This is a genomic window from Pelagibacterium lentulum (assembly GCF_003992625.1).
GTDB lineage: Bacteria > Pseudomonadota > Alphaproteobacteria > Rhizobiales > Devosiaceae > Pelagibacterium > Pelagibacterium lentulum.
The window spans coordinates 60,188-75,772 of the sequence record NZ_RZMW01000033.1 but is presented as its reverse complement, the minus strand read 5'-3'; the positions used below and the strand labels follow the sequence as shown (position 1 = coordinate 75,772).

The window sequence follows — 15,585 nt, the reverse complement described above, 5'->3', positions numbered from 1 at the left end:
ACAAATGCGTCCTTGATCTGCCTGCGCCATGGCAATTTTCCGATCAGGCCAAGGCGGTGCGATCTGGAATGATCGCGCGCAGCAGCTTGTAGGGCGCCAACAGCACCACTGCAACAAGCATCTTGACGATGAAATCGCCAGCCGCCAGCGAAACCCACAGCGGCACATCGCCGCCAACCGAAAGGAACGGCACGGCAAAACCGAGCGAGCCATCTTCCCGGCCCAACCCCGTATCGAGAAAGGCAAAGCTCGCAGCAAAGGCAATGCCGAAAAACAGGATCGTATCGACGACCGAACCGATGGTGGACGACAGCAACGGGCCCTTCCACCACCGCGCATGGCGCAAACGATCAAAGATCGAAACATCGAGCAATTGCGCGGTGAGAAACGCGGCGCCTGACGCGATTGCGATGCGCGGGCTGGCAAGGAAAATACTCATCACCACCGCAATGGCAAAACCCACGAGCACGACAATGCGCGCCGCCTTCGGCCCGAAATGGCGATTGGTGAGGTCATTGACCAAAAACGCAATCGGATAGGTAAAGGCGCCCCAGGTCAGAATTTCCGCAAGATCGATGGCACCGATCTGCGCCTCTAGGGGAAACTGAACGAGAAAGTTGGAGGCCGTAACGACAACGGCCATTGCCAGAACGGCAAATGAAAAGCGCGCAACCATATGCGTCTTCCTTTATCCAAAAGCGGCAAAATGACCGCCGGTTGATTTTTTACTGAAGCACGACCGGCAATGGACCGGCGCCCCAGCAACCTGAGCGCAAAAGCAACACGCTCACTTAAAACGCCAAACGCCGCATCGAGCAATACGGCACGACGCGGCGTTTGAAAATTTCATGCGGCGCGCAAGGCGCGCTCCACCGATCAGGAAGCTGCAGCCGCTACTACGGCCTGACGGACTTCCTTCTTGATGCCCAGTGCGCGAGGCGAAAGTTCTTCGTCCTTTGCCTTGAGCAAGAACGCATCCAGACCACCGCGATGCTCAACGGTGCGCAGTGCAGCAGCGGAAATCCGCAGTTTGACCTGACGGTCCAACGCTTCGGAAATCAGCGTCACATCGCACAGATTGGGCAGAAAGCGGCGGCGGGTCCGGTTGAGCGCGTGGCTCACATTATTGCCGGTCATAACGCCTTTGCCGGTCAGTTCACAGCGCCGTGCCATTGTCTTAAAGTCCTGTCAATCATAGGCCGGGACCGGGGCAAGCCCCCAGTCAACCTGGCCGGGTCGTTGGGAAAGTGTCGCGCTTCCATAGAGAAACAGAGGCCATCCGTCAAGCATCACGGGCTCATTTGTGATCTTGTTGCGCTGGACAGGCGGACTCGCACAGGGCAACTTGGTGGATACCCTGATTCGCTCGATCCGGTTCGCCCCCGTTTTACCAGACCAGCAAAGTCCAGAGTGTGAGTGTGAAGCTACCTTCTTTTCCATCCTTGTTCAAAGCCGGACTTACCGCCCTTGCGCTCGCCGCAACCCCGGCACAAGCCCAGCAGGCCAATGCGCTCGCTTCCTATGTGGTCAATCTGGCAGGGATTAACGTCGCCTATGTCAATATAAGGCTCGAAGCAGATGGAGCTTCCTATCAGCTCGATCTTTCCGCCGATGTCGCCGGACTTGCGCAGGTGGTTTCCCAGGGCAGTGGCTCGGTCAATTCTGGCGGACGCATCACCGGAGACGGCCTGGCTTCAGACCGGTTCTTCCTTGAAACGCGCACCCAGTCGGAACGTTTTCAGGTCGAGGCGCGCTATCAGGGTGGCAATGCGGTTCATCACGCGATCAGCCCGCCGCTGACAAACAACGAAAACCGGGTACAGGTGACAAGCAGTCACCGCAGTGGCGTCAACGATCCGATCGCGGCCTTCATCCTGCGCGGCAACGGGTTGGACCAGAGCCTTTGCAACAGGACGATGCGGATTTTTACCGGGGTGGAGCGGTTCGATCTCAATCTCGGCTTTGCCGAAATGCAACAGGCTACCTCCAGTCGCACCGGCTATCAGGGGCCGGTCGTTCTCTGCCACATGCGCTACAATCCGATTGCCGGACACTTTTCAACCTCCGAAATCACAAACTATCTGCGCGATAACCAGCGCATGCTGGCCTGGTTCGCGCCGCTGGAAGGAACAGGATATTTCATCCCCTACCGCGTCCTGATCGGCACCAGTTTCGGCGATCTTTCCATGGTCTTGACGCGGCTGGAGTAAAGCCGGACGCTCGCGCTGCCCAAGGCCATCCGCAAGGCGCTGGCCATTACGCAGGCGCTGTCGCTCAAGCCTGATTCAATGCGTCAGGGGCGATAGGTACTGCCGGTTCTGCGAACCTGCCGCATCAGCCAGCGCTGTCCCCAGACCAGCGCCATACCCGAACCGGTACCGACAAGAACGCCGGCTGCGCTATAGTAGATATCGATAAGTTCCCCTCCCCTGCCGGGGATCGCAGTTTGGGCCAGCTCCAGAACGACTGAAAGTGCCACAAGCGCCAGCGCAAGCACGATCTTGTGCCACCATTTGTCCAGGATCACCGCAAACCAGAAGGCAACGAGCCCATAGGCCAGGAAATGCTCGACGGTCGTTCGCAGAGGCGTATGCGGCCGCCAGGTGCCGGGAATAACCGAAGCGGCGACAATAATGGCAATGAGGGCGAGAGATGCCCAAAACAGAAATCTGCGAATCATACGTCTTCCGGTCGGCAGGCGCCTGCCTCTTAAATGCTGACCGCTTAAAGCGGCAAAAATCGATGCCTGCAAGGTTTGATCACGGTCAAGGATGCTGTCCCAATTCGGAACGGTCAAAACCTTTTTTGCAAATTTCGCCCATACATACCCCCGGAAAGCCAGAACTTTTAGATTTACAGCTTCACATTTCCATAAAATATTGTCTTTACCGTGTTTTAAGAAAAGCGGCCCAGGCACCGTCATTAAGGCTTTTGCAACCAAGATGAACGGGAAAATACGGAAAAACGTCGATTTTGTTGAAAGTTCAAACGCGTATTGACGCTCTTGTGCCATTCGCGCTTGAAGGCATACCAGATGGGGTAGTGAACAAATCGGGATTCAGCCACAAATGCCGATTCGGATTTGCTTTGTTCTCATTTCGTTCGAAAAGTTAAGTCCGGGACGATTTCGCCCATTGCGTTTCCCGTTTCGATACACCACCTTCTGACCAAAGTTTTCGCCCCTTTCGATTCCGTCCAACCCCAAACCGCTATGTCCCAACCCATTTCCCAGTCGGTCAAAGCGGTTCTTGGCCCCACCAATACCGGCAAGACCCATTATGCCATTGAGCGTATGCTGGCGCATCGCTCCGGCATGATCGGGCTGCCCTTGAGACTTTTGGCGCGCGAGGTTTACGGTCGGGTGGCCGAGAGAGTTGGGGCCGGATCGGTCGCGCTGTTGACCGGCGAGGAGCGCATCGTGCCCAAGGCGGCACGCTATTGGGTGGCGACTGTCGAAGCGATGCCATCCGATCTTGTAGTCGATTTCCTCGCGGTCGACGAAATCCAGACGGCAACCGATTTTGATCGCGGACACGTCTTTACCGACCGGATCCTGAACCGCCGCGGCGCCCAGGAAACCCTTCTGCTCGGCGCCCAGACCATGGAGCCGGTGCTCCGCAAGCTGCTGCCCCATATCGATATCCAGTTTCGCCCGCGCTTTTCCCAACTGACCTATGCGGGGTCTAAGAAAATATCCCGTTTGCCCCGCCGCTCGGCCATTGTCGCCTTCTCATCGACCGAGGTTTACGCCATTGCCGAATTGCTGCGGCGCGAACGCGGGGGCGCAGCCGTCGTTATGGGAAGCCTCTCCCCCCGCACCCGTAACGCGCAGGTGGACCTGTTCCAAAATGGCGATGTGGACTTTCTCGTGGCGACCGATGCCATCGGCATGGGGCTCAATCTCGATGTCAGTCATGTCGCCTTTGCGTCCGATTCCAAATATGACGGCCGCCAGTTTCGACCGCTCACCCCGGCAGAGATCGGCCAGATTGCCGGTCGGGCCGGCCGGCATATGCGTGACGGCACCTTCGGGATAACGGGGGGAACGACCGCGTTTGACGAAGAACTGGTCGAGCGGCTCGAGGCGCACCAATTTGATCCGGTCAAGGTCCTGCAATGGCGCAGCAGGGAAATTGATTTTTCGTCTCTTGAAGATTTGCGGGCGAGTCTCGATCGCATGCCGGAGCACCAGAACCTGACCCGCGTGCCTGTTGCCACCGATCAAAAGGCGCTCGAATTCCTGATGCGGCGTGAACAGGGTTATCTCGCAACCTCCCGAGAACGCGTGGAACTGGCTTGGGAATGCTGCCAAATTCCCGATTATCGCAACATTTCACCGGCTGCCCATGGCGAAATCGTCACTCGGGTCTTTTCAGACCTGGTTTTGGCGGGCAAGATAGATGCAGACTGGATTGCCGAGCAGACAAGGTTCTGCGACAATACAACAGGTGATATCGACACCCTGTCCAATAGGATCCGCCAGATTCGGACCTGGACATTCATTTCAAACCGCAAAAACTGGCTGGAAGACCCCACATACTGGCGCCAAACAACCCGGACGATCGAGGATAGTCTTTCCGACGCTCTGCACGAAAAGCTGATTCAGCGTTTCGTTGACCGCCGGACCAGTGTGCTGATGCGTCATCTAAGAGACAAACAAATGGTAACACCGCAAATTACAGAAAAAGGCGAACTCACGATTGAAGGCCATATCATTGGCACGATCGAAGGGTTCCGGTTTACGCTCTCGCGCATCGAGGGGGAGGCCGATTCTAAAAATCTGCGCAGCGCGGCCAGCACAGTCGTTGCGCCCGAGATCGCAAAACGCGCAGACCGGCTGGCGGGCGCACCCAACGAAGAACTTGTCCTGACAACGGACGGCGTGATCCGCTGGCGTGGTGAAGTTGTTGCCGAACTGTCCGAAGGGCCAACGCTTTTTGCGCCGCGCATCATCATCCTGGCCGACGAAAGCCTGACCGGCCCCGATCTGGAAAAGGTCGAAGACCGGCTTTCGCTGTGGCTACGCCATACAATCAATACCCAGCTCGAGCAGATCATTGCGCTTTCCGATCCGGCCGAACTCGATGGTACTGCGCGCGGCATCGCCTTCCAGCTTGCCGAAAATCTCGGCCTTGTTGCCCGCTCCCAGGTTGCAGAAGAAGTCAAAAGTCTCGATCAGGACACACGCGCCAAACTGCGCAAGCTCGGGGTCAAGTTCGGCGCCTATCATATCTATGTGCCGCTTTCGCTAAAGCCCGCCCCACGTGAGTTGGCATTGATCCTTTGGGGCCTGAAAAATGGTGGCGTGCGCCAGCCTGGCATTTCCGAGTTGCCCCATATCATTCTGTCGGGACGCACGTCTTTTCCAATCGACCCCAGTTTCGAGCCGCGCCTATATGAAATCGCCGGTTTCAAGGTGGCGGGGAATCGGATCGTTCGCGTCGATATTCTTGAGCGCCTTGCCGACATCATCCGGCCGCTGATCGCCTATGACGTCAACCGGCCGTCCGATACGCCTCCACCCGATGGGGCCGCAGAAGCCAATGGCTTCCGCGTGACCGTTGAAATGACCTCGCTTCTGGGATGTGCAGGCGAAGATTTCGCTTCGATCCTGAAATCGCTCGGTTATCGCGTAAAGCGCACGCCTAAGCCCGCTGCCGAGGCAGAACCGGCAGCCGCCAGTGACACGCCTGTCGCGCCCGAAGCTGCCAACCAGAACCAGGTCATGCTGCCCGATCAGGCCGCGGACGAGCCCAAGGCAGAAACGCAGGGCACTGCAACGCCTGAAAGCGCGACTGCACCAGCCAACGACGCTGACGCTTCCGCTACTGCCGAAGCGGACGCTCCCGCAGAACCTGAATTTGATGAGATCTGGTTCCCCGGGGGCAAGCGTCCTGACCGGCATCGCCAGCAAAAGGGCAATCGTGCCGACGAGCGTGGGGCCAAGCCCTTCAAGGGCAACAAGAACAACAAGCCCAAGCGCCAGGCACGCCCTGAAGGCGACGATAATCGGGGGCGCCCGAATCGGGACCGGCCGGCACGGCCAGAAAAACCCTTCGACCCCGATTCTCCATTTGCCGCGCTCGCCGCGCTCAAGACACGGAAATGACGGTCCGGCAGGCATTGCCGGTCCGGGGGCAGGTCTCATGGACCTGAGTTCGGCCCATGCCTGCTGAGACGAACCCGGCCTGGCAGCGGCTGGACAAATGGCTGTGGTTCGCCCGCGTTGTCAAAACGCGCACGCTGGCGCAAAAGCTCATCGCCAGCGGCGCAATACGGGTCAACGGTCAGAGGGTTCTCGACGCAGACTACCGCATCAAACCCGATGACGGGCTGACCCTTGTGATCGGAAGCCGCATAAGAGTGCTCAAGGTTGTCGGCTTTGCCCAAAGACGCGGACCGGCAAGCGCAGCCGCCATGCTTTTCGAGGACCTGTCACCCCAGCTTTCGTCAAGCGCCCAAAAACCGCAAAGCTGATCCTTCCTCGGTGCAAATCTTGGCATAATCTGGCCTTGAAAGGCTGCGCAAAACCGTTTAGCAACCGGACTTGCTTGGCCCTCACGCCATTCCCTTTGGACTGCCAGCCCGCCCAGGACCTATGCCATGACCTACGTCGTTACTGATAATTGCATCAAATGCAAATATACCGACTGCGTTGAGGTCTGTCCGGTCGACTGCTTCTACGAAGGCGAAAACATGCTCGTCATCCATCCTGACGAATGCATCGATTGCGGCGTTTGCGAGCCTGAATGCCCCGCCGAAGCCATCAAGCCCGATACCGAAAGCGGCTTGGACCACTGGCTCGAAATCAACACCAAATATGCCGCCATCTGGCCGAACCTGACCGAAAAGCGGGACGAACTGCCCGAAGCCAAGGAAATGGATGGCGTGGAAGGCAAGTTCGAGAAATACTTCTCCGAGGCACCCGGCGAAGGCGATTGAAACCGGGACTTGCCATTACAATATAACGGGCAATCCGAATAGGCTGCCGCGGCAAAGGTGCGCTGAAAGCACCGCTTTGATGGTTGCATCGATACCGGCGTAAAGACAGCAATGCTTTTGAAGGCCCACAGGGCAACAGATTTCATGTCCTGATTCGCAAACTTTGATTTTGTCGCAAAAGTGTGGTATTGTTTCCACAATCAGTCGTCGTTCCATCACGGATCGCACATGCCTTCGGGCATTTTTTTTGTGACAGAAAGCAGGTTTGCGTTACTCCAACCGGGCAAAAGAAGCGGATTTTGCCCGGGTGAATGTGCGACTGGATAAGGCTTGCAAAGAGCCTAAGCGTAAGAAGTGCAAAAATCGGCCCATGCCGCAACGGGAACCATTTGCACGGCGTCAACAGGAGAGTAGCCCTATGGCAACCAAAAAGTCCACGCAGCGGGCGGGGTTCAAGACTGGTGAATACATCGTATATCCCTCGCATGGCGTTGGCCTGATTCAGTCCATTGAAGAGCAAGAAGTTGCCGGACTGACCCTTGAACTCTTTGTCATCGGATTTGAGCAGGACAAGCTCACCCTGCGTGTGCCTGTCGCCAAGATCAAATCTGTTGGTATGCGCAAGCTCGCCGAGCCCGATCTTGTCGCCAAGGCACTCGATACCGTCACCGGTCGTGCCCGTGTCAAGCGCACCATGTGGAGCCGCCGCGCGCAGGAATATGAAGCCAAGATCAATTCCGGCGATCTGATCTCGATCTCCGAAGTTGTGCGTGACCTCTATCGCTCGGACGACCAGCCGGAACAGTCCTATTCCGAACGCCAGCTTTTCGAGCAGGCCATGGATCGCATGAGCCGCGAAATTGCAGCGGTCAACAAGCTTTCGCTGACCGAAGCTGTCAAGCTGATCACCAAGAACCTGTCAAAGAGCCCGCGCCGCGCGGCGAAAAACGACGACGCTGACGCAGAAGAAGCAGCCGCGTAAGCAGGACGGACAGCTATACATTGGAAAAGCCGGTCACAACCTGACCGGCTTTTTCTTTTTCGCCGCCATCGATTGGCAACAGGCTATTCCACCCGCACGATCTTGTAGGATGCCCCCGCGTCCACTTCATCGCCTGGCAATAGATTGTTAACCACCAGAAACAATTCGCGCCCGCGATTGAGCTGGCTCATACGCTGGCTCAGCGTATCGGCATTGTCATTTGCGCCAGCCTTTATCAGCCGCAATTTTACCGAGCGGATTGAGCCAAGATCGCTTTGGGTGGCGCGCCGTAAACTGGAAATCGTTTGCTCGGCATCGGAACGGAATTGGGGCGTATCATCCTTCCCGGCAAAGATGAATCGATAGACCGCGCTATCGATCCGTGCAACCGCGACATGGAAATTCCATTGCTCGGTGCGTGCGCGGCCAACCGCCATCTCAATCCCGTTATGGGCTTGGCTGGTGACGGTTTCGGGAAGCAGCCCGGCGATCCAACCCGACCGTAGATAATCGGAAAGCGATGTGTTTACAGGTACCGTCGCACCGTCAAATCGCATTGCGGCACCATCTCCTGCAACAGCAACAACGGCACCATTGGACATCTGAAGCTGATAGCCGCGCGGCGCTGAAAAGGTGAGCCCCAATTGCGCATTGATATAGCGCTGGCCCGAAATGGCGCCATTTCGGGCGCTATCGCCAAAATCGATCCCGTCGATCGCTGCCAGATAGCCTTCCCTGTCGGTTATCCCCATGCCCGGCTCGCCATAGCTGCGCGCAGCCTGAATTGCGCGCTGGATCCGGTCCGGCGTCGAGGGGTGTGTGGATAGGAAATCGTCGTTGCTCGAAGCCGTTGCATATTGCGCAAACCGGCCCATCGCTGTCAAAAAACGTGCCGCTGCGTGCGGATCGTATCCGGCGCGCGCGGCGATCTTGATCCCTTCCCGGTCGGCCTCCAATTCCTGCGCCTGGGAGAACGCCGCCAGCGATTGTGCGGAGCGCTGCGCAGTCTCGTTTGGATCGATGACCCCGCCCAGAACCCCGGTGATGACCCGATCCACGATTTCCGACGTACGCACCCGGTTGGACCGGGCCCGTGCGTGACGCAGTGTGACGTGGGCAATCTCGTGGGCAATCACCGCGGCCAGTTCGCTCATATCGTTGGCCAGCGCCAGAATACCACGGGTGACATAAATGAATCCGCCCGGCAAGGCGAAGGCATTGACTTCCGAAGAATCGAGTATGGTGATCGTGAACTGGGTATTGGGCTGGTCGGCTGCCGCAAGCAGCTTGGAGACCATGCGCGCGAGCATGACCTCGGTGCGCCGATACTCATAAACCCCGCCATAATTGGAAATGATGCGCGGATGCTCCCGCAGGCCGATCACGCGGTCTTCAGGATCGGTGCCGGCAGGAACCGCAGGAGCAGACCCGCTGGTCCGGCGGGTTACAACATCTGAGCCGCCGGTCAGCGTCGTACAACTCGACAGGCCGGCGACCAGAAGAAGGCCGGTTCCAGCTAGAAATGTGCGTCTAGAAAGCGTATCGCGGCTCATTGGGCACCCAAAAGCTCAATCTGTTCGGGATGGGTAACAAGGATTCGCGGCCCGTCAAGCTCATCTAGCCATCCCCGCACCCTGATCACCTGATTTTCAAGCGCAAGTGGGTCAATCCCGTCACGCTCGAACACCCTTTGGCCCGCCGCTTCAATCACGACAGTGAAGTCCTCTTTCCAGTATCGCCCGAAATTGAGATAGATCCGCCCTCCTGCAAGAGCCGCATTGAGTACCCGTCCCTCGACCAGTTCGAACCCGCCAACATGTTCCAGAAGGGCGTCATGATCGGCGCCATCGCGGATCGCATAAAAGGGATGGCGCCAGATGCCACGTCTCTCGACCCGCCCGATGCGCTCGGCCTTATACATTTGAGCAATACACTGGCGATTATCGGGGAAGCTGTAAACTCGCGCCAACCCCATCTCAAGCAAAGCCTGTTGTGCCCAGACTGAACCGTCCTCACCCGCGACAAGGACATGGGCCAAAGCCCGTCCGTGCCTGTCTCGCGTTTCATCACCATAATATAGGGTCGCCATTTTTCCCAAGGCGAGATCGGAAAGAGCAGCTTTGGCCTCATCGCCCAATGGCCAGGGTTCAAAGCCTTCCCGCCCCAACGGCAGCTTCGGTGCCTGAATGCCGACAAGCCGCACGGTCAGACCGGTTTCCAGATCAAGCGTATCTCCGTCGGCAATCGCGACCACGCGCGCGGTGGGACCTTCGCGCAAGGTCTCGCAAATTTCACCGAAGGCCGAGGAAACCGAAAACGCCATAAGGCCAATCACTGACAAAATCGTTCGTCCAAGCAAATCGCAGGCCTCAAAGACACCAAATCCAGTCATGCGCTACCGGCGGTAGATACATCCATCCCATCAGACCGCCTCAACTCCTCGAGGCGGCATAAAAGCGGGAACAAGATTCGCAACCAAATCGCACTGTGCACGCAATTGCGGCAAAAATCATCCATTGTTGTTTTAACTAAGGCGCGAGCACGGACCCAACAGGGAGGTTTCCAAGCACGGTCCAATTTGCTATGCGCTTTCAGACATGGTCCCGTAGCTCAGCAGGATAGAGCATCAGATTCCTAATCTGAGGGTCACTGGTTCGAATCCAGTCGGGATCACCAGACCTCCCCTGATACGATGACACAGCCGGTACCGTTTGTTCAGCACCACCCGCTGCGGCACTATGGTGCTTGCTTCACGCTCAACCGCGTTGCTATAGCCGCTGTTATTGGGGAGCAAATACCTTGTCCAAAGCAACGCGATCAGTATGGAAAGACGCAGGCGCTGCCATTGCAGTGTTCTCGATCTATATGCTGACGCTTCTGGTTCCGCTACATCAGGCGGCAGCCACCCAAAGCAGCTTCGCCGAACTGGGTTACGAGACAATTGGCGCCTGGCCTATTTGTTCCGCCATCAGCGACGCCGATGCTGAAGAGAACGCGCCTTTCGCCGTTTCCTGCCCGGTCGTCAGTCTTGCCAAAAACCAGCTTCCCATCGGTGAAGCAGCAATTTTTGTCCGGCAGATCGATGGCACCGGGCTTGACGCTGCGTCCCGGCCCGCCTCGCGCGCTCCGCCGGCGGATTTCAAGATAACCGATGCGGCGCCGCGTGCGCCCCCAATGCAAGCCTGATCATTTGAGAGCGCGGCTTTCGCGCTGCGCTCAGTTTTCAGATTCTATTTGCATTGGAGATCGCAATGATCCGCACGTTTTCAATTGCAGCGCTGGCCGCTGCCACTCTGTCTGCCATTTCCCTCCCCGCTCACGCTCATGCCACGCTTGAAGTGCGCGAGGCACAAATCGGCAGCACCTATCGCGCTGTAATGCGTATTCCCCATGGCTGCGGCACCGAGGCGACTCATACCGTCCGCGTTCAAATCCCCGAAGGTTTTTTCAATGCCAAGCCGATGCCTAAGGCCGGCTGGGAGCTTGAAACCGTTACCGGCCCTTACGAAAACACCTATGTCAACCACGGCACCGAGTTGACCGAAGGCGTGATTGAAATTGTCTGGTCCGGCGGACACCTGCCCAATGAATGGTATGATGAGTTCATTTTCCGGGGAACCTTTGCCGATTCTCTGGAGCCGGGCAGATTTTATTTCCCGACAATCCAGGAATGCGCCAATGGCGAGGATGCCTGGATCGATACCAGCGGCGAAGCTGGCGCATCTCATCCAGCGCCTAGCGTTACCTTGACCCAGGGCACCCGGTCGGGCCACTGACGGCCTTTAATGGAAACCGATAAACCAAGTGTCTTTTCGGGGGCGGAGTGCTTTGGCACTCCGCCAACAGGGATATAGCTCAATGACATGCCTGCGCTTCCGTCTTTTGGCGCCGATCCTCGGCCTGTTCCTCGCTTTGCTGACCCAAAGCGGAGCCTTGGCCCATGCGGTTCTGCTTTCGACCGCTCCATCACATAATGCGGTCGTTGCGGCAGCCCCGCAGACAGTCGTTCTGACCTTCAATGAACCGGTTGGCGCCATGGCAATATCGCTGATTGCGCCCGATGGTGTTCAACGCGATCTTATCGACGCAGCAACTAGCGGCACAGATGTCGAAATTGTCCTGCCTGAAGACCTCGATCAGGGCACCCATATGATAAGCTGGCGGGTGATGTCGGGGGATGGCCACCCTGTCGGCGGCACACTGGTCTTTTCCATTGGCATGCCGACCGGCACTCCAGCCGAAGTCACCACGACCGACCCTTTGGTTGCCGGTGTCATCTGGGCCTCAAAAACCGCACTCTATCTGGCCCTCTTTTTAGGTCTGGGCTCGGCGATTTTCGGTGCTTTTATAACGCCATTGTCGGGCTGGGCCCAATTGGCTACCGGCACGGTCATCTTTGTCGGACTTTGCGCAACGCCTGTATCCATCGGTTTGCAGGGTCTTGATGCGCTGGGTTTGGATCTTGCCGATGTTTTGGGGGCACGGCCATGGCAAACCGGCCTCTCTACACCTTACGGTTCAACGGCCAGCTTGTTGCTTGTTGCACTTTCGTGCGCCGCCCTGAGCCTTGTTAAAGCCAACGCCATAACGCAAAAGCTCCTGGCCGGAGCGGCATGGCTTATTGTCCCGCTTGCTTTAGTGTTAAGCGGACATGCGAGCACTGCCCAGCCCCAACGGCTCTCACGCCCGGCCGTGTTTGTGCATATCGGCGCAATTCTTTTCTGGACCGGCGCCCTGCTGCCACTTCTCTTGATTTTGCAGCGACCGGACGGTGCAGCCCATGCGTTGGGCCGTTTTTCCAGCCTAATCCCTTACTCTGTCGTTGCGATCCTGATTTCCGGATTGATCCTTGGTTTCATCCAGATGGGCCCGGACATGGACCAATGGCTTTCGCCATATGGCTATATCCTAGTGCTCAAGCTGGGCCTGCTGACAATCTTACTTGGGTTGGCCATATGGAACCGGCTTGTGCTGACCGGACCTGTATTGCGCGGCGATGTGGTATCGACTGGCCATATGCGCAAAAGCATCAGTGCCGAGATCATCCTGATGGTTTTGATTCTCGGTCTGGTTGCAGGCTGGCGGTTTACGCCGCCTCCGCGCGCTTTGACGCTGGTCGAGAGCGAGCCGGTCAGCCTGCACATTCACACAAGCCAAGCGATGGCCGATGTCGCGATCACTCCCGGACAGGCCGGGACGAACGCAGTTTCCATCTATCTTTCGGACGGCGATTTCCTGCCCATTGAACCGCTTGAGGTTGCGCTCTCGTTTGCAGCGCCGGAGGTTGGAATCGAAGCGATACGGGCAACCGCCCAGCTCGAAAGCGACGGCTTCTGGTATGCAAAGGACATTACGCTGCCAGTGAGCGGCGAATGGCAAGTCGATCTGGAAATCCGTCTTTCGCGCTTCGAGCTTGTTCGGCTGAACCAGGCCTTCACACTGCCATGAAAACAAGGGACAGAACGTGGATGGCGCCTGAAACCCATACCAGAACCGGAATGTTCTGTTGGTTGCTGGTCATGGGCGCGGCGCTGCTGGCCACAGCACTATATTTTTTCCAGCCGGCAGGACCCCGATAGGAGCTTGCCCGGCAAAATATTGATTGACGGCACCCAGTCGCCGCCATGCGCCTTGGCAACCCCGTCATCTTTTCCCATAACAGGTATTTGAGCGACGGCGGCCATGATTGCAAGCCAAAGGCTCAAGACCGACTGCATTTGACAATCGAACTTTCGATTGTCCCAGGGAAAGCCTTATCCATGTCCGCAACTGCCCTTGCCAAACTAAACCGTGCAATCGAGGATCTCGAGCGGGCTGTCGCTGGCACTCGACGCAACCACGCAGAGGCCTTGGCGCTCAAGTCTGAATTGGAAGCACAGATCCAGCGCATCGACGAACTGCGGCAAAAGCTCTGATCTGTTGCTAAAAATTGTCCTTGGCCTGACGCAACGCCGCAAAAACTTCGCTGGCGGGCGCCTCTGAAAGTCCCATGCGCCCGGCAAGGTCCCTATCGTCGGCCCTAAGGAATGGGTTAGCCGCAATTTCATCGGCCAGCCGCGACGGGATCGTTGCAGCGCCCCGTCCCAGTTGCGCCTCGATTTCGCGATACCTGTTCTGTAGCGCGGTGTTGTCCGGGTCCACGTGCAAGGCAAATTTCGCGTTGGCAAGGCTATATTCATGCCCGCAATAGATTCGCGTTTCAGGGTCGAGATCGCGCATCCGCAACAGCCCTTCCCACATGGGACCGGGCGTTCCCTCAAACATACGCCCAACCCCGAGTGAAAACAGAGCATCGCCGCAAAACAGCGCTTTGTCGACTTCGCAGAAATAGGCTATGTGGCCCAGTGTATGCCCTGGCACGGCGATGATATCGAATACCGCGTCGCCCACCTTGACCCTCTGGCCCGGCTCGACCAACTGGTCGAGCCCTTCGATCTTGTCGGCCTCGGCGCGCGGACCAGCCACATGCACATCAAAACGCGATTTGAGCGGCATGATCGCTTCGGTATGATCGGGGTGGTGATGGGTGATCAGAATGTCGGTAAGGTGCCAGCCGCGACGGCTCAATTCGGCAAGGATTGCCGCTTCTTCCGGCGCATCAATCGCCGCGACCCTGCCTGACCTCGTATCACGAACCAGATAACCGAAATTGTCGGATCTCGCGGGGAAAACGGCAATGTCGAGGGCCACCACTCACTCCTTTGTCATTGTTCTCATAAACTTAGCTCTACCATAGGAACCCATTGTGACACAGGCAAGATAAGCAAGGATTTGACCTTGGCAGGCAAACGCGCCACATATCTTGAGGCAGGCAGCGAGATCAGGTGACAATGACCCCTGACGTAGATGGGCTAATCCGGTTCTATAAGTCTCCGCTCGGGCGGTTGACCCGGCAACTCGTGCGCGAACAGGTCAGTGCCCTGGCGGGCGATGTGACCGGCAAGCGCATTCTTGGTCTGGGCTTTGCCACACCATACCTGCGCGGCGCACTTAGAGGCGCCGAACGGGTACTTGCCTTCATGCCCGCCCGGCAGGGCGCATCGGCATGGCCGCGGGAGGGGCCCTCCCGCACGGTGCTATGCGACCCTTTGGAAATGCCCCTGACCGACGCCGCAATCGATCTGTGTCTTATTGTGCACGGTTTCGAGCAGGTGCCCGATGCCGAAGAACTCATGCGCGAGCTCTGGCGTATCTGCGCACCCAATGCGCATCTGATTATCGTCGTGCCCCGCCGGCGCGGTCTTTGGGCGCAATGGGACAACAATCCGTTCGGCTATGGTCGGCCCTATTCTCGCGGCCAGATGGACAAGCTCCTGCGCGAGCATTCCTTCACCCCCGAAGCCTGGCGCGATTGCGTTTATCTGCCGCCGATCAATCGTGCGCCGGTCATCCGTTCCGCCAAACTGTTCGAGCGCGCCGGTAAATTGTTCGGGGGCACTTTTGCCGGACTTATGTGTGTCAGAGCCAAGAAGGAAGCTTTCCCGGCCATTGCCCGGCGCAGGCGCGCGGAGGTCCATAACGCTCAACACGATTTCGCCCCCCAGACTGCAAGAGAACATCTTTGAAATCGGGCACTGCCCGCGATTGCCTTGCGCCCAACCATTCACTATGGTCCGCGCGGCGTTTCAGGACTTTGCTTTAAGCCAAAGCCGAACGGCCAG

The 15,585-nt window shown here is 57.6% G+C and carries 16 protein-coding genes and 1 tRNA gene; 11 read left to right on the top strand and 6 right to left on the bottom strand.

What is annotated here, in order from left to right; genetic code table 11:
• Positions 1-43: 43 nt before the first annotated feature.
• Both EO133_RS10010 and rpmB read right to left on the bottom strand, forming a co-directional pair.
• Positions 44-676, bottom strand: a complete 633-nt coding sequence (locus tag EO133_RS10010) for a queuosine precursor transporter (protein ID WP_127072512.1) — start codon at positions 674-676, stop codon at positions 44-46.
• Between the two features lie 200 nt (positions 677-876).
• Positions 877-1,173, bottom strand: a complete 297-nt coding sequence (gene rpmB / locus EO133_RS10005) for a 50S ribosomal protein L28 (protein WP_127072511.1) — start codon at positions 1,171-1,173, stop codon at positions 877-879.
• 245 nt (positions 1,174-1,418) lie between these two features.
• Here rpmB and EO133_RS10000 point away from each other — a divergent pair, with 245 nt between their 5' ends.
• The gene (locus tag EO133_RS10000; RefSeq protein WP_164734967.1) at positions 1,419-2,210 is read left to right on the top strand and encodes a DUF3108 domain-containing protein; all 792 of its coding nucleotides are present in this window, start codon (positions 1,419-1,421) and stop codon (positions 2,208-2,210) included.
• Between the two features lie 83 nt (positions 2,211-2,293).
• Here the strand turns inward: EO133_RS10000 and EO133_RS09995 are convergent, their stop codons facing one another.
• The gene (locus EO133_RS09995) at positions 2,294-3,013 is read right to left on the bottom strand and encodes a VanZ family protein (RefSeq protein ID WP_127072509.1); all 720 of its coding nucleotides are present in this window, start codon (positions 3,011-3,013) and stop codon (positions 2,294-2,296) included.
• 198 nt (positions 3,014-3,211) lie between these two features.
• Here EO133_RS09995 and EO133_RS09990 point away from each other — a divergent pair, with 198 nt between their 5' ends.
• The 4 genes from EO133_RS09990 (at position 3,212) to EO133_RS09975 (ending at position 7,924) form a co-directional block, all read left to right on the top strand.
• Complete coding sequence (locus EO133_RS09990) at positions 3,212-6,109, top strand: helicase-related protein (protein WP_127072508.1); 2,898 nt, start codon at positions 3,212-3,214, stop codon at positions 6,107-6,109.
• Between the two features lie 56 nt (positions 6,110-6,165).
• Positions 6,166-6,477 (top strand): RNA-binding S4 domain-containing protein, encoded by a 312-nt coding sequence (locus tag EO133_RS09985; protein WP_127072507.1) that lies wholly within the window; start codon positions 6,166-6,168, stop codon positions 6,475-6,477.
• Positions 6,478-6,603: 126 nt separating this feature from the next.
• On the top strand, positions 6,604-6,942 hold the full coding sequence (fdxA, locus tag EO133_RS09980) for a ferredoxin FdxA (protein ID WP_127072506.1): 339 nt from the start codon (positions 6,604-6,606) through the stop codon (positions 6,940-6,942).
• A gap of 418 nt (positions 6,943-7,360) precedes the next feature.
• Positions 7,361-7,924 (top strand): CarD family transcriptional regulator, encoded by a 564-nt coding sequence (locus tag EO133_RS09975; RefSeq protein WP_127072505.1) that lies wholly within the window; start codon positions 7,361-7,363, stop codon positions 7,922-7,924.
• Between the two features lie 83 nt (positions 7,925-8,007).
• Here EO133_RS09975 and EO133_RS09970 read toward each other — a convergent pair whose 3' ends face one another.
• Positions 8,008-9,477, bottom strand: a complete 1,470-nt coding sequence (locus tag EO133_RS09970) for a M48 family metalloprotease (protein ID WP_127072504.1) — start codon at positions 9,475-9,477, stop codon at positions 8,008-8,010.
• Entirely contained in the window at positions 9,474-10,316 is an 843-nt protein-coding gene (locus EO133_RS09965) for a thermonuclease family protein (protein ID WP_244640537.1), read from the bottom strand. The genes EO133_RS09970 and EO133_RS09965 overlap by 4 nt, the downstream gene beginning before the upstream one ends.
• Positions 10,317-10,523: 207 nt before the next feature.
• Here EO133_RS09965 and EO133_RS09960 point away from each other — a divergent pair.
• The 5 genes from EO133_RS09960 to EO133_RS20240 all read left to right on the top strand — a co-directional run bounded on the left by EO133_RS09960 (position 10,524) and on the right by EO133_RS20240 (position 13,839).
• Positions 10,524-10,600 (top strand) — tRNA-Arg (locus EO133_RS09960).
• Between the two features lie 123 nt (positions 10,601-10,723).
• Positions 10,724-11,110: a hypothetical protein gene (locus EO133_RS09955; protein ID WP_127072503.1), complete on the top strand. Its 387-nt coding sequence runs from the start codon at positions 10,724-10,726 to the stop codon at positions 11,108-11,110.
• A 65-nt stretch (positions 11,111-11,175) separates the two neighbouring features.
• Positions 11,176-11,700 (top strand): YcnI family copper-binding membrane protein, encoded by a 525-nt coding sequence (locus tag EO133_RS09950; protein WP_127072502.1) that lies wholly within the window; start codon positions 11,176-11,178, stop codon positions 11,698-11,700.
• 82 nt (positions 11,701-11,782) lie between these two features.
• The gene (locus EO133_RS09945; protein ID WP_127072501.1) at positions 11,783-13,372 is read left to right on the top strand and encodes a copper resistance CopC/CopD family protein; all 1,590 of its coding nucleotides are present in this window, start codon (positions 11,783-11,785) and stop codon (positions 13,370-13,372) included.
• Positions 13,373-13,683: 311 nt separating this feature from the next.
• Complete coding sequence (locus EO133_RS20240; RefSeq protein ID WP_164734966.1) at positions 13,684-13,839, top strand: hypothetical protein; 156 nt, start codon at positions 13,684-13,686, stop codon at positions 13,837-13,839.
• 7 nt (positions 13,840-13,846) lie between these two features.
• Here EO133_RS20240 and gloB read toward each other — a convergent pair whose 3' ends face one another.
• Positions 13,847-14,614 carry a hydroxyacylglutathione hydrolase gene (gene gloB / locus EO133_RS09940; RefSeq protein ID WP_127072500.1) on the bottom strand — a complete coding sequence of 256 codons (768 nt, stop codon included), beginning with the start codon at positions 14,612-14,614 and terminating at the stop codon, positions 13,847-13,849.
• A gap of 140 nt (positions 14,615-14,754) precedes the next feature.
• Between gloB and EO133_RS09935 the strand changes: the two genes are divergently transcribed.
• Positions 14,755-15,489, top strand: coding sequence for a class I SAM-dependent methyltransferase (locus EO133_RS09935; protein WP_127072499.1), 735 nt, complete (start codon positions 14,755-14,757; stop codon positions 15,487-15,489).
• The last annotated feature ends 96 nt before the right edge of the window (positions 15,490-15,585 follow it).